The sequence below is a fragment of the Flavobacterium panici genome (assembly GCF_903819335.1).
GTDB lineage: Bacteria > Bacteroidota > Bacteroidia > Flavobacteriales > Flavobacteriaceae > Flavobacterium > Flavobacterium panici.
The window spans coordinates 433,049-452,682 of record NZ_CAIJDE010000034.1 but is presented as its reverse complement, the minus strand read 5'-3'; the positions used below and the strand labels follow the sequence as shown (position 1 = coordinate 452,682).

Annotated in this window: 22 protein-coding genes; 17 read left to right on the top strand and 5 right to left on the bottom strand. The window is 33.0% G+C overall.

Annotation, left to right across the window (positions count from 1 at the left end; translation table 11 throughout):
- The first annotated feature begins 146 nt into the window (after nucleotides 1-146).
- The 8 genes from FLAPXU55_RS08225 (at nucleotide 147) to FLAPXU55_RS08190 (ending at nucleotide 8,882) form a co-directional block, all read left to right on the top strand.
- Complete coding sequence (locus tag FLAPXU55_RS08225) at nucleotides 147-2,012, top strand: glycoside hydrolase family 13 protein (RefSeq protein ID WP_180857269.1); 1,866 nt, start codon at nucleotides 147-149, stop codon at nucleotides 2,010-2,012.
- Nucleotides 2,013-2,263: 251 nt separating this feature from the next.
- Complete coding sequence (locus FLAPXU55_RS08220) at nucleotides 2,264-3,931, top strand: alpha-amylase family glycosyl hydrolase (protein ID WP_180857268.1); 1,668 nt, start codon at nucleotides 2,264-2,266, stop codon at nucleotides 3,929-3,931.
- Nucleotides 3,932-4,157: 226 nt separating this feature from the next.
- Entirely contained in the window at nucleotides 4,158-4,835 is a 678-nt protein-coding gene (locus FLAPXU55_RS08215; RefSeq protein ID WP_180857267.1) for a glycerophosphodiester phosphodiesterase, read from the top strand.
- Between the two features lie 195 nt (nucleotides 4,836-5,030).
- Nucleotides 5,031-6,239: a BaiN/RdsA family NAD(P)/FAD-dependent oxidoreductase gene (locus tag FLAPXU55_RS08210; protein WP_180857266.1), complete on the top strand. Its 1,209-nt coding sequence runs from the start codon at nucleotides 5,031-5,033 to the stop codon at nucleotides 6,237-6,239.
- A gap of 5 nt (nucleotides 6,240-6,244) precedes the next feature.
- Nucleotides 6,245-6,892, top strand: a complete 648-nt coding sequence (locus FLAPXU55_RS08205; protein ID WP_180857265.1) for an HAD family hydrolase — start codon at nucleotides 6,245-6,247, stop codon at nucleotides 6,890-6,892.
- Nucleotides 6,893-6,895: 3 nt separating this feature from the next.
- On the top strand, nucleotides 6,896-7,468 hold the full coding sequence (locus FLAPXU55_RS08200) for a Crp/Fnr family transcriptional regulator (RefSeq protein ID WP_180857264.1): 573 nt from the start codon (nucleotides 6,896-6,898) through the stop codon (nucleotides 7,466-7,468).
- 60 nt (nucleotides 7,469-7,528) lie between these two features.
- Nucleotides 7,529-8,206 carry an MBL fold metallo-hydrolase gene (locus tag FLAPXU55_RS08195; protein ID WP_180857263.1) on the top strand — a complete coding sequence of 226 codons (678 nt, stop codon included), beginning with the start codon at nucleotides 7,529-7,531 and terminating at the stop codon, nucleotides 8,204-8,206.
- The gene (locus tag FLAPXU55_RS08190; RefSeq protein WP_180857262.1) at nucleotides 8,169-8,882 is read left to right on the top strand and encodes a hypothetical protein; all 714 of its coding nucleotides are present in this window, start codon (nucleotides 8,169-8,171) and stop codon (nucleotides 8,880-8,882) included. The genes FLAPXU55_RS08195 and FLAPXU55_RS08190 overlap by 38 nt, the downstream gene beginning before the upstream one ends.
- A gap of 15 nt (nucleotides 8,883-8,897) precedes the next feature.
- Here the strand turns inward: FLAPXU55_RS08190 and FLAPXU55_RS08185 are convergent, their stop codons facing one another.
- Nucleotides 8,898-9,374 carry a TspO/MBR family protein gene (locus FLAPXU55_RS08185; RefSeq protein WP_180857261.1) on the bottom strand — a complete coding sequence of 159 codons (477 nt, stop codon included), beginning with the start codon at nucleotides 9,372-9,374 and terminating at the stop codon, nucleotides 8,898-8,900.
- A 165-nt stretch (nucleotides 9,375-9,539) separates the two neighbouring features.
- Here FLAPXU55_RS08185 and FLAPXU55_RS08180 point away from each other — a divergent pair, with 165 nt between their 5' ends.
- From FLAPXU55_RS08180 to FLAPXU55_RS08150, 7 genes are all read left to right on the top strand, one after another.
- Nucleotides 9,540-10,640 carry a diphosphomevalonate/mevalonate 3,5-bisphosphate decarboxylase family protein gene (locus FLAPXU55_RS08180; RefSeq protein ID WP_180857260.1) on the top strand — a complete coding sequence of 367 codons (1,101 nt, stop codon included), beginning with the start codon at nucleotides 9,540-9,542 and terminating at the stop codon, nucleotides 10,638-10,640.
- 30 nt (nucleotides 10,641-10,670) lie between these two features.
- A complete protein-coding gene (locus FLAPXU55_RS08175) occupies nucleotides 10,671-10,889 on the top strand; it encodes a hypothetical protein (protein WP_180857259.1) in 219 nt (72 codons plus the stop codon).
- Nucleotides 10,889-11,194 carry a type II toxin-antitoxin system RelE/ParE family toxin gene (locus FLAPXU55_RS08170; RefSeq protein ID WP_056207538.1) on the top strand — a complete coding sequence of 102 codons (306 nt, stop codon included), beginning with the start codon at nucleotides 10,889-10,891 and terminating at the stop codon, nucleotides 11,192-11,194. The genes FLAPXU55_RS08175 and FLAPXU55_RS08170 overlap by 1 nt, the downstream gene beginning before the upstream one ends.
- A 3-nt stretch (nucleotides 11,195-11,197) precedes the next feature.
- Nucleotides 11,198-12,136, top strand: coding sequence for a mevalonate kinase family protein (locus FLAPXU55_RS08165; protein ID WP_180857258.1), 939 nt, complete (start codon nucleotides 11,198-11,200; stop codon nucleotides 12,134-12,136).
- A 64-nt stretch (nucleotides 12,137-12,200) separates the two neighbouring features.
- Nucleotides 12,201-12,791: a DUF502 domain-containing protein gene (locus tag FLAPXU55_RS08160; RefSeq protein WP_180857257.1), complete on the top strand. Its 591-nt coding sequence runs from the start codon at nucleotides 12,201-12,203 to the stop codon at nucleotides 12,789-12,791.
- A gap of 61 nt (nucleotides 12,792-12,852) precedes the next feature.
- Entirely contained in the window at nucleotides 12,853-13,809 is a 957-nt protein-coding gene (locus FLAPXU55_RS08155) for a geranylgeranylglycerol-phosphate geranylgeranyltransferase (RefSeq protein WP_053469977.1), read from the top strand.
- Between the two features lie 319 nt (nucleotides 13,810-14,128).
- The gene (locus FLAPXU55_RS08150; protein WP_053469976.1) at nucleotides 14,129-15,037 is read left to right on the top strand and encodes a pseudouridine synthase; all 909 of its coding nucleotides are present in this window, start codon (nucleotides 14,129-14,131) and stop codon (nucleotides 15,035-15,037) included.
- A gap of 74 nt (nucleotides 15,038-15,111) precedes the next feature.
- Here FLAPXU55_RS08150 and FLAPXU55_RS08145 read toward each other — a convergent pair whose 3' ends face one another.
- Together FLAPXU55_RS08145 and FLAPXU55_RS08140 are read right to left on the bottom strand one after the other, a co-directional pair.
- A complete protein-coding gene (locus tag FLAPXU55_RS08145) occupies nucleotides 15,112-15,714 on the bottom strand; it encodes a DUF937 domain-containing protein (protein ID WP_053469975.1) in 603 nt (200 codons plus the stop codon).
- 283 nt (nucleotides 15,715-15,997) lie between these two features.
- Entirely contained in the window at nucleotides 15,998-16,498 is a 501-nt protein-coding gene (locus FLAPXU55_RS08140) for a DUF456 domain-containing protein (protein ID WP_180857256.1), read from the bottom strand.
- A gap of 194 nt (nucleotides 16,499-16,692) precedes the next feature.
- On the opposite strand from FLAPXU55_RS08140, the gene FLAPXU55_RS08135 reads away from it, so the two are divergent.
- Both FLAPXU55_RS08135 and FLAPXU55_RS08130 read left to right on the top strand, forming a co-directional pair.
- Nucleotides 16,693-16,923: a hypothetical protein gene (locus tag FLAPXU55_RS08135; protein ID WP_053469973.1), complete on the top strand. Its 231-nt coding sequence runs from the start codon at nucleotides 16,693-16,695 to the stop codon at nucleotides 16,921-16,923.
- A gap of 48 nt (nucleotides 16,924-16,971) precedes the next feature.
- Nucleotides 16,972-17,451 (top strand): hypothetical protein, encoded by a 480-nt coding sequence (locus FLAPXU55_RS08130; RefSeq protein WP_180857255.1) that lies wholly within the window; start codon nucleotides 16,972-16,974, stop codon nucleotides 17,449-17,451.
- A 90-nt stretch (nucleotides 17,452-17,541) separates the two neighbouring features.
- On the opposite strand, the gene FLAPXU55_RS08125 is transcribed toward FLAPXU55_RS08130, so the two are convergent.
- Together FLAPXU55_RS08125 and FLAPXU55_RS08120 are read right to left on the bottom strand one after the other, a co-directional pair.
- Nucleotides 17,542-18,645 (bottom strand): glycosyltransferase family 2 protein, encoded by a 1,104-nt coding sequence (locus FLAPXU55_RS08125; protein WP_180857254.1) that lies wholly within the window; start codon nucleotides 18,643-18,645, stop codon nucleotides 17,542-17,544.
- Nucleotides 18,642-19,586, bottom strand: a complete 945-nt coding sequence (locus FLAPXU55_RS08120) for a lysylphosphatidylglycerol synthase transmembrane domain-containing protein (RefSeq protein WP_180857253.1) — start codon at nucleotides 19,584-19,586, stop codon at nucleotides 18,642-18,644. Before FLAPXU55_RS08120 ends, FLAPXU55_RS08125 begins: the two co-directional genes overlap by 4 nt.
- Nucleotides 19,587-19,634: the final 48 nt, after the last annotated feature.

Here is a 19,634-nt window from a genome sequence, read left to right as displayed (position 1 = left end):
AAAATTGCTTGTCTTTTTTTTAATCTTTTATAGTCGTCCTGCAAGGTTTTTAAAACCTTGTAGGTCTTCTAAAAGCTTTACTTTACTCAATTCATACCTACAAGGTTTTCAAAACCTTGCAGGAAATCGAACTAAAAAGAAAAACTATGAATAACCTAAAAAATAACCATTCGATTTATAAAATAATTCTATTTGTTCTACTATTTTCTGCTTCCGCGAAAGCGCAAATCCAGAAAGTAGAACCGCCATTTTGGTACGCCGGAATGAAAAATCCGGAACTCCAGATTATGTTCTACGGAAAAAACATTGCACAATATGAAGCTTCGGTTTCAAATAATGTTGTGATTAAAAATGTAGAAAAAACAGAAAATCCAAATTACCTTTTCGTTACAATTGATACTCAAAACCTAAAAGCTTCTGAATTAGTTTTCTCTTTCAAAACCAAAAATAAAGTCGCTTTTACACAGAAATATTCGCTTAAAGAAAGAAGAGCAAATTCAGCAGACAGAAAAAGTTACGATGCATCAGATTTGATTTACTTAATCATGCCGGATCGTTTTGCTAACGGAAATCCTAAAAACGACAGTGACGCTTCTTTAACTGAAAAAGGAAACCGTCAGGATCCAAGCGGACGTCACGGCGGCGATATTGAAGGGATTATCAAAAACTTAGATTATATTTCGTCTCTTGGCGCAACCACAATCTGGAGCACACCTTTATGCGAAGACAACGACAAACAGCATTCGTATCATACGTACGGACAATCGGACGTTTACAAAATAGATCCGCGTTACGGAACAAACGACGATTACGCTCGTTTATCTGCAGAAATGCATAAAAAAGACATGAAACTAGTTATGGATTATGTAACCAATCACTGGGGAATTACACACTGGATGATGAAAGATATTCCAACCAAAACATGGTTCAATCAATTCGAAACTTTCACACAAACCCATCACCGTCGTGAAGTAATTACAGATATTCACGCTTCAAAAATAGATCAGGAAGTTTGTGTTGACGGCTGGTTTGTACCTTCGATGCCGGATTTAAATTTAAGAAATCCTCTAGTAGCAAAATACTTAACTCAAAACGCAATCTGGTGGATCGAATTTGCTAATCTTGATGGCTTTAGAGTTGATACTTATAATTACTCTGACCAAACTGCGATGGCAAATTGGGCAAAATCAATTACAAATGAATATCCTAATTTTAATATCGTTGGAGAAATCTGGATGCACAATCAGGCGAATTTAGCGTATTGGCAAAAAGATAGTAAAATTGGTGCTATCGAAAACTACAATTCGAATCTTCCAAGTGTAATGGATTTTACCCTTCAAAGTCAAATTACTTCTGCTTTTAGTGAAGATACGCCAAACTGGGACAGCGGATTGATCAAATTCTACAACAACTTTGCAATGGATTTTTTATATCCAAACACAAATAATATTTTAGTTTTTGCCGAAAATCATGATACAGATCGTATGAACGATAAGTTCAAATATGATTTACCAAAATACAAACTGGCAATGACTTTATTGGCTACAGTTCGCGGAATCCCGCAAGTGTATTACGGTTCAGAAATTGGAATGGGCGGTGATAAAGGTAAAGGCGGCGATGCCGATATTCGTCAGGATTTCCCAGGCGGATGGGCTGGCGACAAAAACAATGCTTTTACAAAAGAAGGAAGAACAGCAGAACAAGCAGCTTACTTTGATTTTACTTCAAAATTATTCACTTGGAGAAAATCAAATGAAGCGGTTCACTTCGGAAAAATGACTCATTACATTCCAGAAAACAATACGTATGTATACTTTAGATATACAGATGCTAAAACGGTAATGGTAGTTTTCAATAACAATGTAAAAGAACAAGTTGTAAAAACAAATCGTTTTAAAGAAAACATCAAAAACTTTAAATCAGGAAAAGATGTTATTTCAGGAAAAACATTCGATTTAGCTACTGAAATTACATTGGAGCCAAAATCAGCTTTGGTTTTAGAATTGGAATAATATTACACACAAAGCATATAACGTAGAGGCGCACAGCAGTGCGTCTACGCAAAGGATTTTAGCCACAGATTAATACGATTAACACAGATTTTATTCGCCACGAATTTCCCGAATTTTCACTAATTTATTTTGTATATAATAATTCGTGGAAATTTGTGCAATTCGTGGCAAACGAAAAAAAATCCTTTTAAATCCTTTAATCTGTGGCTATTTTTTTTTCAACACAATGCATCCTAAAATATTCTAAAATAATGAAAAAATACACTTTCCTTTTTTTATCTTTAGTATACTTAATAATGAGTTGTTCTGGCTCAAAATCAGTTTCAATGAATAAAGACAATACTTCGAAAACACCTTTCGTTTGGGAAGGGGCAAATGTTTATTTTTTACTTACAGATCGTTTTTACAACGGAAATCCTTCAAACGATATCAACTTCAACCGAACCAAAACTCCGGGAAAATTACGCGGATTTGAAGGAGGCGACATCATCGGAATTACCAAAAAAATCGAATTAGGATATTTTGAAAAATTAGGAATAAATGCTATTTGGCTTACGCCGATTGTAGAACAAATTCACGATGGCGTTGACGAAGGAACTGGGCTTAGTTATGGATTTCACGGTTATTGGGCAAAAGACTGGACGGCTCTCGATCCAAACTTTGGAACCAAAGAAGATTTGGCAAAACTGGTAAAAAAAGCACACGAAAAAGGCATCAGAATAATTCTTGACGGCGTAATTAATCATACCGGACCAGTAACTCCCGAAGATCCAGTTTGGCCTTCTGACTGGGTTAGAACCGGCGTTGTCTGCGATTATAAATCATTTGAAAATACTACAATGTGTACTTTGGTAGAAAATCTTCCAGACGTAAAAACCGAAAGTACTCAAAACGTAGAACTGCCTCCTTTTTTAACCGAAAAATGGAAAAAAGAAGGTCGTTACGAAAAAGAAATTGCTTCATTGGATGAATTCTTCAAAAGAACAGGATATCCAAGAAGTCCGAAATATTATATCATAAAATGGCTTACCGATTATATCACAGAATTAGGAATTGACGGTTATCGCGCTGATACCGTAAAACATACCGAAGAAGGCGTTTGGGCCGATTTCAAGAAAGAATGTGATTATGCATTTCAAACCTGGAAAAAACATCATCCGCTGGAAGTTTTAGATCAAAATCCGTTTTACACAATTGCGGAGGTTTACGGTTACGGAATAAGCGGCGGACAGGATTATGATTTTGGAGATAGAAAAGTAAATTATTTTCAAAATGGTTTTAACAGCATGATAAATTTTGAATTTAAGTGGAATGCTGCTCAAAATGATTATGAAGGTTTATTTTCGAAATATTCGAATGCTTTGAATAATGATTTAAAAGGATATTCGGTTTTAAACTATATATCTTCACACGATGACGGACAGCCTTTTGATGCCAATCGAGTAAAAGGTATTGAAGCCGGAACTAAACTATTGCTTTCTCCCGGGATGTCACAGGTTTATTATGGTGATGAATCGAATCGTTCTTTAGTTGTTGAAGGTACAAATGGCGATGCAACTTTACGTTCGAATATGAATTGGGACGATATCCAGAACAATTCTGAAACGCAGAAAACACTTTTACATTGGCAGAAATTAGGGCAGTTTAGAAGAAAACATCCTGCCGTTGGAGCAGGCGTTCACCAACTGATTAATCCGTATCCTTATACTTTTTCTCGAATTTTTACAAAAGGCTCTTTTACAGATAAAGTGGTTATGGGAGTAGATTTGCCAAAAGGCAGAAAAGAGCTTCCTGTTGGCGACGTCTTCCCAAACGGAACCAAATTAAAAGATACTTACTCGAATCAAAATGTTGAAGTCATTGACGGTAAAGTAATTGTTGACAGTGAATTTGATATTGTTTTACTGGAACTGATTTAACTGCAAAGTTTTTAGCCACAGATTATTAAGATTAACACAGATTTGTCTGCCACAAATTCCACGAATTTCCACGAATTAATTTATCATATTTAAATTTGTGAAAATTCGTGCAATTCGTGGCGAAAGAAAAAATCCTTTTAATCCTTTAATCTGTGGCTAACTTTTTTTATAATCCTTGCGACCTTTGCGTAAAACTTTGCGACCTTTGCTGTTAAACAAACAACACATGCTCAAGATTGCACATCGAGGCGCCAAAGCCTACGAACCTGAAAATACTTTACCAGCTTTTCAAAAAGCATTAGACTTAAATTCAGACGGAATTGAACTTGACGTTCATCTTAGCTCTGACGAACATATTATAGTAATTCACGACGAAACAATAGACAGAACCACTAATGGAAAAGGTTTGGTAAACAGTTTTTCTTTAGCTGAATTAAAATCATTTTTAATTGATGAAAAGTATCAAATTCCAACTTTAAATGAGGTTTTTGATTTGGTCGACAAAAGATGCTTAATCAATATCGAATTAAAAGGCTTAGGAACTCCCAGTAAAGTTGTATCTCTTATAGAAGAATATATTTCAGAGAAAAACTGGAATTACAATCATTTTATAATTTCAAGTTTCGATTGGAATATGTTAGAGGAAACTTCAACTTTAAATTCAAAAATTGCGATTGGAGTTTTAACAGAAGAAAACCTGGATACCGCTCTGGCTTTCGCCGAAAAGATCAAAGCAAAAGCAATTAATCCTGATTTTCATTTATTAAATCCAGAAAACGTAAGCAAAATACAAGAAAAAGGCTTCTTAGTTTTACCATGGACAGTAAATAGTAAAGAAGATATTCAAAAAGTAAAAAGTTATAAAGTCGATGGAATTATCTCTGATAATCCAGACAAAATATAAAGTATAAAATTTTTAGCCACAGATTATTAGGATTAAAAGGATTTTTTCTTTCGCCACGAATTTCACGAATTTTCACGAATTAATTTATGCTTAAAGTTGTGAATTCCGAGCAAAAAATCTGTGTAAATCATTTTAATCTGTGGCAAAGAAAAAAAATTAGTGCCAATTCGTGAAATTCGTGGCAAACTAAAAAATATGATCAAAAATTTCGACATAATCATCGTTGGTGGAGGCGCTGCAGGTTTTTTTACAGCAATTAATATTGCAGAGAAAAATCCGAAACTAAAAATCGCCATTTTAGAAAGAGGAAAAGAAGTCCTTTCTAAAGTCCGCGTTTCCGGTGGCGGACGCTGTAACGTTACACACGCTTGTTTTGAACCCAACGAATTGGTTAAATTTTATCCACGAGGCGAAAAAGAACTTCGTGGTCCGTTTCATCAGTTTTGTTCTGGAGACACAATTGAATGGTTCGAAAAACATGGCGTAGAATTAAAAATCGAAGACGACGGAAGAATGTTTCCCGTTTCTAATTCATCCCAAACTATAATTGACTGTTTTTTAAAAGCAACCGAAAAATTAGGCATAAAAGTACTTACAGGGCAAAGCGTTCAGTCGATCTTTAAAAAAGAAAATCACTGGAAAATTGATACTCAAAGCGACAATTTCGCTACCGAAAAATTAGTAATGGCAACCGGAAGCAATCCAAAAATCTGGGAAATGCTTCAGGAACACGGACACGCGATTGTGAGCCCCGTTCCTTCCCTGTTTACCTTCAACATCAAAGATTCCAGAATTAAAGAATTACCCGGCGTTGCAGCACAAGTTACCGTAATCGTAAAAGACACCAAACTAGAATCGACAGGACCTTTGTTAATTACACATTGGGGAATGAGCGGTCCGGCCATATTGAAACTTTCGGCTTGGGGGGCGCGTATTTTACATGATAAAAATTATCAGTTTACCATTTTTGTTAATTGGTTAAATGATGTTGATACCGAAGATGCTGAAAAAATCCTGAAAGACTTAAAACAAGAACATGCTAAAAAAGCAGTTTCGAAAAAATCTCCTTTTGACTTCCCGAATCGTTTATGGGAAAGTCTGGTTTTGGCTTCTGAAATTGAAGTTGAAACCAAATGGGCAGATTTATCTAAAACCCAACTTCAGAATCTAGCTTCTCAATTAACAAAAGCAAAATTTCAGGTAAACGGAAAAAGTACTTTTAAAGAAGAATTTGTAACCGCGGGAGGAATTGATTTAAAGGAAATCAACTTCAAAACGATGCAAAGTAAAATTCATGAAAACCTTTATTTTGCTGGTGAAATTGTAAATATCGATGCCATAACCGGAGGTTTTAATTTTCAAAATGCCTGGACAAGCGGGTTTATTTTAGCAAATAATATATAAATAGAATGAAATTTAAAGGAATTATTTTTGATTTAGACGGAACATTAGTTGATTCATTACACGATATTTCAGATGCAATGAACATTGTTCTTAAAAGTTTAAATTATCCAACTCATACTTACGATACGTATCAATATTTTATTGGAAGCGGTTTGCGAAATCTAGTCAGCAAAGCACTTCCTGCAACAAACAATTCAGACGAACAGATTGAAATTTGTTTTGAATGCATGGTTAACGAATATCGTGAAATGTGTACTGTAAAAACAAAACCATATGAAGGAATTCTGGAGTTATTAGATAATTTGACTTCACAAAATATCAAACTGGCTGTTTTTTCCAACAAAGCCGATGAACTGACTAAAAAAATAGCATCAGAAATATTTCCTGATTATTTTGATACTGCCGTTGGTTTAAGTACCGAAGCGCTCAAAAAACCAAATCCGTTTGAAGCTGTTGAAATAAGCAAAAACTGGAATTTAAAACCAGAAGAAATTCTTTTTGTAGGCGATTCTGATATTGACATGCAGACGGCTGTAAATGCAAATATGTTTCCAGTTGGTGTAGCTTGGGGTTACAGAACCGAAGAAGAATTGAAAAACAGCGGTGCAAAACTAGTTATTAATAATGCTTCGGAATTAATTGAAATTCTGTAAATCATGAATTCTTCATTACAAAAACAAATACTATCAATCGCTTCGTTTTCTGAAAATGAAATCGAAAAGATCGATTCTTGTTTTGAATATGAAAAATTTAATGCCAAAGAATTTCTTTCCGAAATGGGAAAAATCAGCAATAAAATCTTTTTTATTGTTAAAGGTCTGGCACGTGTTTATTACCTAAAAGATGGAAAAGAAATCACCACTTATTTAAGCTATGATGAAGGTTTTATTGCTTCTTATTCCAGTTTTATAAATCAATCGGTTTCTTTTGAAAATATTCAATGTATAGAAGACTGCGAAATCCTTTCTATTAGTTTTGAAAAGATGCAGTATTTATATTCGGAAATTCCGAATTGGGAACGTATTGGAAGAATTCTTGCTGAACAAAATTACCTATGTATGGCAGATCGTGTTTTGAAATTGCAGATGATTCCGGCAAAAGAGAAATACCTCACTTTTCTGGAATCGGCTCCAGCCAAAATAATTCAGCGAACACCTTTAATTTATATTGCTTCATTTCTTGGGATAACGCCTGAATCTTTAAGCCGAATTCGTCAAAGCATTTCTTAACATTTATCAAGTGAATTGAGTAACTGAATTCAAATCTTTGTCAATATAAAATTCAAGAAAATGAAATCTATTGCCAAAGACGTTTATCAAATTCCTTCGTTTCCAAGAAACGCTATTAATTGTTATGTAATTGAAGATGTTTTAATCGATGCCGGAATCCGCAGTTCAAGCGGAACAATTCTAAAAGCTTTAAAGAACAAATCAATAACAAAACACGCACTGACCCACGCGCACGCCGATCATCAGGGAAGCAGCAAAATAATCTGTGAAACTTTGAATATTCCACTTTTGTGCAGTGAACCTGAAAAAACAGCTGCGGAAAACGGCAATGTGATTTTCGAATATCCAAATCCTAATCATATTATTTCGAGATTTCAAAAACTATTTTGGGCAGGAAAAGGACATCCTGTTTCTGGAACATTAAAAGAAGGCGATCAAATTGGCGGATTTATTGTTATTGAAACTCCAGGTCATTCCAGCGGACATTTATCTTTTTTTAGGGAAAAAGACGGCGTTTTAATTGTTGGGGATGTTATGACAAATATGAATCTATTAACCACAAAAGTTGGGATTAATGAACCGCCAGGTTTATTTACAAAAGATCAGGAAACGAATAGAAAATCTATTCAGAAACTGGCTTCGTTAAAACCAAAAATACTTTGTTTTGGACATGGTCCCGTTTTATTTAATAACGGCGAATTTGAAGTTTTTACTAAAAAGATCGAACGATATTATTAACAAGAATTTACAGATTTCACAAGTTTTCATTAAGACAATTCACGGAAAAGTTCTTGCTAATAAAACTCCTCTTAATAAAGTTGAAGTTATAAATAAAACAGCTAAAACCAGTACACGAACAAATGAGCTGGGAGAATTCTCTATTCTGGCAAAAGAACAAGATAGTTTACTTTTTTTCTCTAAAGATTATTTCTTTACACGGTTGAAACTTACATCGGAAAATTTAAAGAATAATAATCTTGTAGTTAATATGATTATTAAAGCCGAAGAGCTTAATGAAGTTGTAATTACAGCAATAAAATTCCAAAAAGTAGAGTTTGATGCCGAAAAAGTAAATGAGATAAACAATAACAAAACTGCAAACGATCTTACTCGTTATACTGGTGTAAATGATGGCAGAATAAGATATGCTGCAAAAATGAATATACCTTTAAGAGGTTCATATTTAAAAGAAAAACATGAATTGGACGATCGTTTTAAAAAACATGCCACTGCATATTGTCCTTCAGATTTCTTTACTAAAAATTTAAAACTTGATGCTGATCAAAAAGAACTTTTTCTTGAGTTTTGTGATGCCGATCCAAAATCGAAAACCCTTTTAGAACATCCTAATGTTTTGGCTACAATGGATTTTTTGTATGCCAAAAATGAAGAATTTAAGAAATTGAAACCTTGAACCTAAAACAAAATTTTACTTATTCAACCACCAAATACTAGCATTCAAAATCGTCGCAAATGCAACCCACGCTAAATACGGAATTAACAAATAACCTGAGATTTTATTGATTTTGGTGAATTTTAAATACGTTTCATAAATCATCAGCCATAAAAGAACAATTTCAATTAAAGCCAAAAGCGGATTTTTTAATCCGAAGAATAAATAAGACCAAATCGCATTGAGCGTTAATTGAATCAAAAAGAACAGAAGCGCTGTTTTCACTTTTTCGGTTTGCTCTTTTATTTTATCCCAAACAAGTGCCGCGGCAATTGCCATAAAAATATAAAGCGTAGTCCAAACCGGCATAAAAATCCAATTTGGCGGATTAAAAACTGGTTTCGCAATTGTTGGATACCAGCTTTCTACACTCGGTCTTGTTACCATACTTGCAGAATATCCTACTGCTAAACAAATAATTAAAGCTATAATAATTTTTACGGTCTTATTCATTTTATCAAATTTTGTATCCAAAAATAATCAAAAGATATTTGGAAACCATATAAGTTATATAAGTTCATTTTAGTAAGATCCTTTTAACGACTGGTATCAATATTACTGGTATTACTAGTATTACTTATATTAGTAAAAAACTATCTTTGCCAAAATTTATATTTCATGTTTACAGCAGCTGATTTTATTCCAAATCCATATACTTCAACAATCGAAAACGGAAACTTTGAATGGAGCACTCCCAGCAATATTGCGTTAGTTAAATATTGGGGAAAAAAAGACAATCAAATTCCGGCTAATCCTTCGGTAAGTTTTACTTTGAATAATTGTAAAACAATTACGAAATTAGGGTTTGAAAAAAGAGACGCTTCGACTCCGCTCAGCGTGACAGATGGTTTTTCTTTTGATTTACTTTTTGAAGGAAAACCGAAAGAAGATTTCAAGCCTAAAATTCAGAAGTTTTTAGAACGAGTTGAAGTTTATCTGCCATTTTTAAAAGACTATCATTTTACAATTGATACACAAAATACATTTCCGCATAGTTCAGGAATTGCATCTTCGGCTTCTGGAATGGCTGCTTTGGCAATGAATTTTATGAGTTTAGAGAAATTGCTGAATCCGGAAATGACAGATGAATACTTTTATCAAAAAGCTTCATTTTTAGCACGTTTAGGTTCAGGAAGTGCCTGCCGAAGTGTAAAAGGAAATGTTGTTGTTTGGGGAAATCAGGCAAATATTGAAGGAAGTACTGATTTATTTGGAGTTGAATTTCCGTATACAATTCACGAGAATTTCAAAAATTATCAGGACACAATTTTATTGGTTGATAAAGGCGAAAAACAAGTTTCTAGCACCGTTGGACATGATTTAATGCACAATCATCCTTATGCTGAAAGACGTTTTGCTCAGGCACACGAAAATCTGGATAAATTAATTACCATTTTTGAAAACGGAAATTTAGACGAATTTATTAAAGTTGTAGAAAGTGAAGCATTGACTTTACACGCCATGATGATGACATCGATGCCGTATTTTATTTTAATGAAACCAAACACACTGGAAATCATAAATGCGATCTGGAAATTTAGACAAGAAACCCAGATTCCGGTTTGTTTTACGCTTGATGCCGGTGCAAATGTGCATGTTCTTTATCCCGAAAACGTTAGCGAAAAAGTATTACAATTTATTCAGGACAAATTAGTTGTGTTTTGTCAGAATCGTCAGTATATTTGCGACAAAATTGGGAGCGGATCAATTGCATTATAATTTTGCGTATCTTTAGTTAAATTTTAGGTTATGGGCATTCAATTAGAAAAACGTGAAGTGATAAATATTCTGGAAGGTACAAATGACCTTTCAATCATTTTGGCGGTCAAAAAATTGTTAACCAAAAAGAAAAAAGATTGGTGGGATGATTTAACTGATGAACAAAAAGAAGAAATTAAAGAAGGGGAAAGACAGATTGAACGTGGTGAATTTGTTGAATATGAAGAAATGATGAAAAAATTTCGTTAATGAAAAGAACGATAATCTTTTCAAAAAATGCTGAAAAAAGTTTATTTGAATTATTTGAGTACCTAGAAATTAAATGGTCAAAAAAAGTAAAGGATAAATTTATATCAAATCTGGACAAGGTAATTTATCTAATACAAATAGAACCTGAGATTTTTCCTAAATCGGAATTAAATAACAAATATCGTAAATGTATTTTATCAAAACAAACAACGATCTATTATAAATTCAATACGAAAAGAGTTGAAATAATTACATTTTTCGACACCAGACAAGACCCAAATAAAATAAAAAAAGACATAAAATAAATCATGAAAGGACCATTATTTTACTCAAAAATATTACTCTTTGGAGAATACGGAATCATCCGCGACTCTAAAGGACTTTCTATTCCTTATAATTTTTACAACGGTGCGTTGAAGAAGTCTGAAGAACCTTCAGCAGAAGCAATTGCATCAAATAAAAGTTTACAAAGTTTTGCAGCTTATCTTGAAGTTTTGCAAACACAACAGCCAGAATTGGTTACTTTCGATTTAGCGACTCTTAAAAATGATGTCGAAACCGGAATGTATTTCGATTCAAGTATTCCGCAAGGATACGGCGTTGGAAGCAGCGGTGCGCTTGTAGCGGCGATTTATGATAAATATGCTACAAACAAAATCACAGTTTTAGAGAATTTAACTCGCGAAAAACTATTACAGTTAAAAAATATATTTTCTCAAATGGAGAGCTTTTTCCACGGAAAAAGTTCAGGTTTAGATCCGTTAAACAGCTATTTGAGTATCCCGATTTTAATTAATTCTAAAGATAATATCGAAGCAACCGGAATTCCGACTCAAAGTTTTGACGGAAAAGGTGCTGTATTTTTATTAGACTCTGGAATTGTTGGAGAAACAGCTCCAATGGTTAATATTTTTATGGAAAACCTAAAAGATAAAGGTTTCCGTGCTATGCTTAAAAACCAGTTCGTAAAATACACTGACGCTTGTGTAGAAAACTTTTTACATGGCGACATGAAGTCTTTGTTTACCAACACTAAGAAGCTTTCAAAAGTTGTTTTAAACAATTTCAAACCAATGATTCCGGAACAATTTCACGGAATTTGGCAGAATGGAATTGATACAAACGATTATTACCTAAAACTTTGCGGTTCTGGAGGCGGCGGCTATATTCTTGGCTTCACTGAAGATCTTGAACGCGCAAAAGCCTCATTAAAAGATTATAAGCTAGAAGTAGTTTATCAGTTTTAACTCTTAAAAGCCGAAATTATTTGAGTCGATTTTCATAAGTATTCATCCTAAAAAGTTATTTATTATGAAAAGCATTTTAAAAATAATTAAAGCAACTTTTTTAGGAGGAATTCTGTTTTTAGCACCTTTAGTTGTACTGCTCATTATTCTTGAAAAAGGATATGGCATCATTCAAAAAGTCACACTTCCGCTTGTAAATTTTCTGCCAAGAGTACACGTTTTAGGAATTGCACTTCAGGAACTTGTTGGAACCATAATCTTAATTCTTATTTGTTTTTCAGCGGGTTTACTGGCCAGAACTGCCGGTGCCAAAAAGCTGATTCATAAATTAGAAAATGGCGTTTTAAGTTTTGTTCCCGGATATTCATTTATGAAAAGCATGAATGAAAATATTATGGGACTTGAATCGAAACAGGATTTAAAAGTTGTTTTAGTTCCTACAGATGCCGGCTGGCAATTTGCCTTTTTGATAGAACAAATAAATGAAAACAACTTTACTGTTTTTATTCCGGATGCACCAAATCCGTGGAGCGGTTCTGTTTGTTTTGTAGAAAAAAAAGACATTAAAGAAATTGATATGACACAAAAAGAAGCCTTGGCCTGCATTCGAAAACTAGGTTTTGGCTCTAAAGAATTGTTAAAAAACAAACTCTAAATTTCAGGTTTCAAAAATATCCTTTAACTTCCCTTAATCTAATCCAACACCACAATAATTTATGTTAAGCAGACAGCACAAACTTTTAGTAATGAAAATTGTTAGTTTGTTTTCTGTGGTACGCGGCTACAACATTCCTATTATTGTTTTAGCACAATATTTATCAGCAATTTTTATTCTGGCTCCAGAAAAAAGAGCGCTGGACATCTTGCTGGACTTTTATTTATTTTTAATTGTATTTGCTTCGGCAGTTACGATTGCTTCGGGTTATATTATCAATAATTTTTACGACAGTCAAAAAGATTTAATCAATCGACCTAACAAATCTATGCTGGATCGATTAGTAAGTCAGAAAACAAAACTGACGGTTTATTTCAGCCTGAATTTTCTGGCGGTTTTAATGGCTTCAATTGTTTCCTGGCGCGCTTTTTTATTCTTTTCGGCTTATATTTTCCTGATTTGGTTTTACTCTCATAAAATAAAGAAATATCCAATAGTTGGGAATTTGACTGCTGCATTTATGGCTGTAATTCCATTTTTTGCGATTTTATTGTATTTCTATAATTCTATTTCTTTTGAAGAAATTGAGAATCACAGAAGTCATTTTGCAGTAATTTCGGCACACGCCATGTTTTTGTTTTTATTGCTTTTGATTCGGGAAATGATAAAGGATTTAGAGAACTTGAAAGGGGATTTGGCCAATGATTATCACACTATTCCAATTACGTATAACGAAAAGGTTTCAAAACAAATTATTACGGTTTTGACATTTTTAACGGTAATTCCGGTTTATATCTTGGTGAATATTTATGATGTTGGTTATATGGATATTTACTTTTATGTATGCTTTCTAGTTTTACTTTTTTTTCTGCTTTATTTATGGAGATCGAATTCTAAAGAGCAATTTTTATTACTGCATAACGTATTGAAATTTTTGATTGTTTCGGGAGTTTTCTGCATTGTTTTGATTAATCCGAGCGTTTTGTGGCACGGACGTCAATTGATTTCTACATTTTAGATTGGCCCGCTGATTTTACGGGTTGAAAGGGTTTTCGCTGGTTATTTTATTTCTTGCCGATTTTTCTTTGTGTTGCTTTGCGCAATAACCAAATGTTTAAAAGAAGCCTATTGTTTGAATTCTAGCCCCGATTGAAGTGGAAATCCTTTTATGGCGGGGTTCGCCATAAAAGATTGAAACGGAAAGCGGGAACTAATGTCTAAAAAAAGCCAATTGTGATGCTTCAAATCATCTTAAAATTGAATGCTATCAATCTAAGAACATTGAACTTAAGATTTATTAGCAGGAAAAAACTATCTTTGCACAAATTACAGAATTTATGAACAATAAGGAAGGCAATAATAAAAGAGGCGGATCGAGACCAAATAGCTCAAGATCAAACTCAAGCAAGCCAAAACCTCCTATGGCTAAGCGTGCGCAAGGGCCTAAAAAAGTGAAACCTGAAGTTAAGGCAGCGCAGGAAGCAGCAGCTGAAAAAATTAGAAAACAAAATCAGCCGGCAAAGAGACAAAAGGCTTCTGACGAAATTCGTTTGAATAAGTATATCTCAAATTCTGGGGTTTGTTCTCGTCGTGATGCTGATATATATATTCAGTCTGGAAACGTGAAAGTAAATGGCGTTCCAGTTACTGAAATGGGTTATTTAGTAAAATTAAATGATGTTGTAAATTTTGACGGCGTTGTTTTAACTCCTGAAAAGAAAGAATATATCTTACTAAACAAGCCTAAAAACTTTACAACTGCTCTTGATGAAGGTCAGGAATACCGTAACGTTCTGGAACTTGTACGTGGTTCTACCAATGCAAAAATTGCTGCAGTAGGAAGAATGGACAAGAATACAACTGGTTTGTTATTGTTTACTAACGATACTGATATGATTCGTAAGTTTACGTTACCAAATCAGAAATCGTCTAAAATTTATCAGGTTTCTTTAGATAAGAACTTAAAATTTGAGGATTTAGAAAAAATCAGTAAAGGCTTAGTTCTTGACGGACATCGTGTGTTTGTTGAAGAAGTCAGCTATATTGAAAAAGAAGCAAAAAGTGAAGTTGGCCTTAAACTAAAATCATCTAATGTAAAAGTGGTTCGTGCTATTTTCGAACACTTTGATTATGATGTTTTGCGTATTGACCGCGTTGCTTTTGCTGGCTTAACTAAGAAGAATCTTCCTAGAGGAAACTGGCGCTTTTTGACAGATCAAGAAGTTATTAATTTGAAAAATTCGTAAGAAACTAAACTTTCAAATTAAACATCAAATACATTTGAATCCTGTTTTACTTTGTAAAATGGGATTTTTTTTATTCAGAAACTAAAAAAGTTATGTCCGAAAAGTGTAAAGATTGATCTTCCGATGTTTTGATTTTTGTCTTCAACAGATTCGTAACATGAAAATCCTAAGATGATTTTGATTCCTGGCTGAATGCTGTTTAAAATGTCTCTTTTTTGTTCTTCTAACAGTAATTTTAAACTGTCTAGTAATTGGATATTATTTTTAAGATAAGAGACTACTAGTAGTGCAGAGAAGTTAAGTATTTCGCGGGCCGTTTCGCTTTTGATGCCGACTTCGTTTGAAATCATTTCAGAAATTCTGCCTTTTTTATTGGCGAAGATTTCTTTTAGCAGTGAATTTCCTTCTAAACGATAACAGTCGTCAACTGATAAAATTCTTCCTGAGGTAAAATCGACTTCCTGGTAAAATCCGGAATTATCTTCAATTAGTGAGACAACTTCTTTATAAAATCCTGATTCTTCAGCCTTATTGTAGAGACCCATTAAAACTGTACCAATCGAAACATCAATTCCCTTTATCAGGAGTGCATCATTTTCAAAATAAAATTTATTTAGTTTTGAAACAACGTTAGAAGAAATAAAACGTCTAAGCTCAATTTGTAGGTTTGGGGTCATACTCATAACTTATTAGATAATAATTTATACTCATTCAAAATAATCGATAAAGTGGGGCTTTTTATCGTTTATCAGGATAAAAATATAAAATATTTTAACATATCCAAAAAATAAGTGAAGAATTTACACGTTAGATTGTTATGCCTTTAACAGAAAAAACGCTGTATACCAGTAAATATAACCCTTTCGTAATCAAAACAAACTGAAATATCTTCTTAAAAAAATTCCAATTTTTCTTAAAAAAAACGAAAAATAAGAAAAAAGCTAATTATATGTTACATAATTAAAACAATATGTTTCGATATTCCCATGTGGTATGTAGAAAAATTCCGAAATATATGATGCTGAATAAGAAATTTATAAAACTTGATGCAAGGAAACCTAAAAGTGATCCTGTTGCAGCCTTAAAGGCTCGTTTATGATTTGTTGAGTCGTAAATTAATTCGCCAACTAATGCTCCAACAAATGGCCCAATTATAACTCCAAAAGGTATTGGAGCCAGGATTCCAACAATTAATCCAATGTTTGTTCCCCACACGCCGTAAGAACTTCCGCCAAACTTTTTGGTTTCTTTTGCCGGAATTATATAATCTAAAACTGTAATAATTATAGTAAGTACAAGTGTGATTCCTAAAAGCCAGTAATTATTTTCGACTGCTTTTGTTAAATACAACAGCAATAATCCAACCCAGCAGCTTGTAAGACCAGGCAAAACAGGTAAAAAACTACCTAAAATACCCACAACCATGCATATAAAACCTAATGTAAACAATAGTAAATCCATATATTTTTGTAATTTTGCCCTTACAAACTCTTATAAAAATTAAAATGCGCCCTTATTTGCAATTCATCCTTTTGTTGTCATTGATTTTTTCAATCAATACTACATGCGCGCAAACTAAAAAACTTTCCATCGACGATCAATTACTACAGGACAGTATTTATAAAAGCAACAAGAAGAAGATATTAAACTTTTCCATGAAAGAATTTGATACTCTTTTCTTTGAATTTTTTACTCGCAAAAATGATCCCGATGTTCTTTTAACAAAAACCGAATTTTACAATTATACGGTTCAAATTGCGACCTTTTCTGACCGCCTTGCAAAATTATATCCCGATCAAAAGGAAGTTGCTGCACAAAACAAAGAACATTGGCTTTCAGAAAGGTATGAAGATTATTTAGAATACAAAGAATCTCAAAAAAAATAATTGTATTTTTATACTTCAGTTTAATTTATCCAATTCAACATCAAAGCCTTGAAGCAGTTTTCATTTTTTATTTTTTTACTATTTTTTAATTCTTGTCAATATTTTGAGAAGAAGGTTCCTTCTGAAAAAGAATTACTTCAAAAGGAATTAAGATCTATAAACTGGAAAGAGGTTGATGAATATCCAACTGTTGCTGAATGCGAGACAATTAATGATAAAAAACTGCGTCAAAAGTGCTTTTTTGATGTAATGTCTCAGCTTATTCAGGAAAAACTAAACGTTGACAGTTTATCTATTTTATATCCTGATCTTGATACTATACAAGTAAAAGTGACTGTTTTTCCTAATTCAAAAATGAAATTCGAACCTGAATTCCGAAAAGATTCTGTTGCTTATGACACTATTAGAATTGACAGTATTCTTCATGCGCGTTTAGTTGATTTCCCTAAAGTAAACCCGGCTATCAAACGTGGTCTTCCTGTAAAAACACAGTTTACTCTTCCTGTAATTATTAAAGCTAAAGAATAGTTTTTTTTCACCATATAAGTGATTTAAGGTCATTTAAACTTGATGTGAAGTTTTACTTAAATCTCTTATATAACTTATATGGTTTTTAACCTATTTTACAAAGCGTCGGTCTTTCCATTCGTACGAACCAAATAAACTATACAAAGCTACTGTTGAGCTGAAAAAAGGATACAATAAACTACTTAATAAAAGGCTTTTAATTCTGGTTTTGGTCAAAAACTGATTGGTTTTATAGAGCAGAATAAAGTCGGTTGTGAACTTTAAAAAAGCAAATAAAACGAAGAATGGATAATGCCAAATTCTTAAAAGAAATAAGAAAAACGCGATCACAAAACTTAGGTTTCCAAAGAAAACAATTATTCCTAAAAACTTTCCAAACGCACTTTTATAGGAACTTGTTTTTGCTGCCCAGCGAACTCTTTGGTAAAATAAAGATTTCCAGTTTTCTGTTGGTTTTGTAATTACAATTGCTTCTTGGGCTTTTAAATAATGAACTTCATTTGGGAATTTTTCGATTGCTTTTTGTAGCAAAAAAACATCATCTCCGCTGGCAAATTTATCATTTCCATCAAAACCATTTAAGCTTTCAAACAATGATTTTGTGTAGGCAAAATTTGCTCCGTTGCACATAAAACCTTTTCCCAAACCAAAACTGCCAATTGTTGCGCCTTGTAAACTGGTTAAATCTAATTGTTGAAAATGATGCAGAAATGAATTCTCACATTCATAGGAAACCGCACCGGCAAGCATCGAAACTTTATTTTCCTGAATATAATTATCAAAAGTCAAAAGCCAATTTTTAGGAACAATACAATCAGCATCTGTCGTTATTACCCAATTGGTTTTTACATGTCGCATTGCAGTTGTAATGGCATCTTTTTTAGGAGAATTTGAATTCCTAATATTATCAAATATCGAAATTTGGAATTTGGAATTTAAAATTTGGAATTTCTCTTTAGAGCTATCATCAACTAAAATTACTTCAAATAAATCTGTGGGATAATTTAAGTTTGAAAAACTATTTAAAAGGTTGGGAAGATTTTCGGCTTCGTTTCGAAACGGAACTATAATTGTAAAACTCGTCTTTGGTTTTAAACCTTTATTTTGATAGTTTTTTACTTTGAAAAATCCCTGAATAAGCGAGCCGATACTTATTATATATATGGTCAATATTTCGAATAAACCAAAAATCATGCTGCGCTTTTGGTTTTAAAATTCAGCACAAAATAACTTCCTAAAATAACTGGTAAAACGACGTTTAAAAACCACATTAAGGTGCTTATAAAAACTACAATCCATTCGTTTACGCCCAGAATTCCGAAGAAATAAATGGCTACGCTTCCTTTTACTGCAAAATCTAAAAACTGAAAGGTTGGCAAAGAAGAAGCTAAAAAATAGACTGATGTAACTGCTGCCATTAAAGTTAGATAAGGCAAATCAACATCAAAAGCCAGAAATAAAAAGTAATATTGATGTGAGAAAACTAAATATCTTAAAACTCCTAAAAGAATATTTTTTTGGTGAACAGATTTTGGAATTTCATTGATTTTATGAATTAGTTTTTCAATAGAATATCCTTTGATTTTAAGTTTTTTCAGAGAAAACAAAACAATCAAAATCACCATAAATCCGCCAAACAAAATGGCTACGGTTTTTGATGTAATAACATTGTATTGTGAATTGAAATACATTAATCCAAATATTCCGAAAATAACAGTCAGAATCATTTGGATTCCGTTGCAGATTAAGTTTAGGAAAACTACTTTTTTAGCTTCACTTTTTGGATAATACAATGCTTTTCCGGCGTACTCTCCTACTCCGTTTGGTGTAAAAATTCCCGCTGTCAACGCAGCTAAAACCTGTTTCGTGGCTTCGTAACCTGAGATTTCATGAATTACTTTGGCAAGGTTCTGCCATTTTAAAATCTCAAAATAGCGATTCAAAACACTCAAAAGCAATATGAATGAAATTCCTAAAACGGATTGATTTTTTCGAAACAAAGTAATGAACTTCTGCCAGTCGAGTTTGTCGTTATTTGCCAGCTGATCGTAAATAAAATAAAATGCACCGCCTACAATCAAAAGTTTGACCAGAAGAACTAGGAATTGTTTAGCTTTGTGAGGAATTGAAATCATGCCGCAAAAGTAAGCAAAAGTATTGCGAAAATGCTATTTCACAAAGAT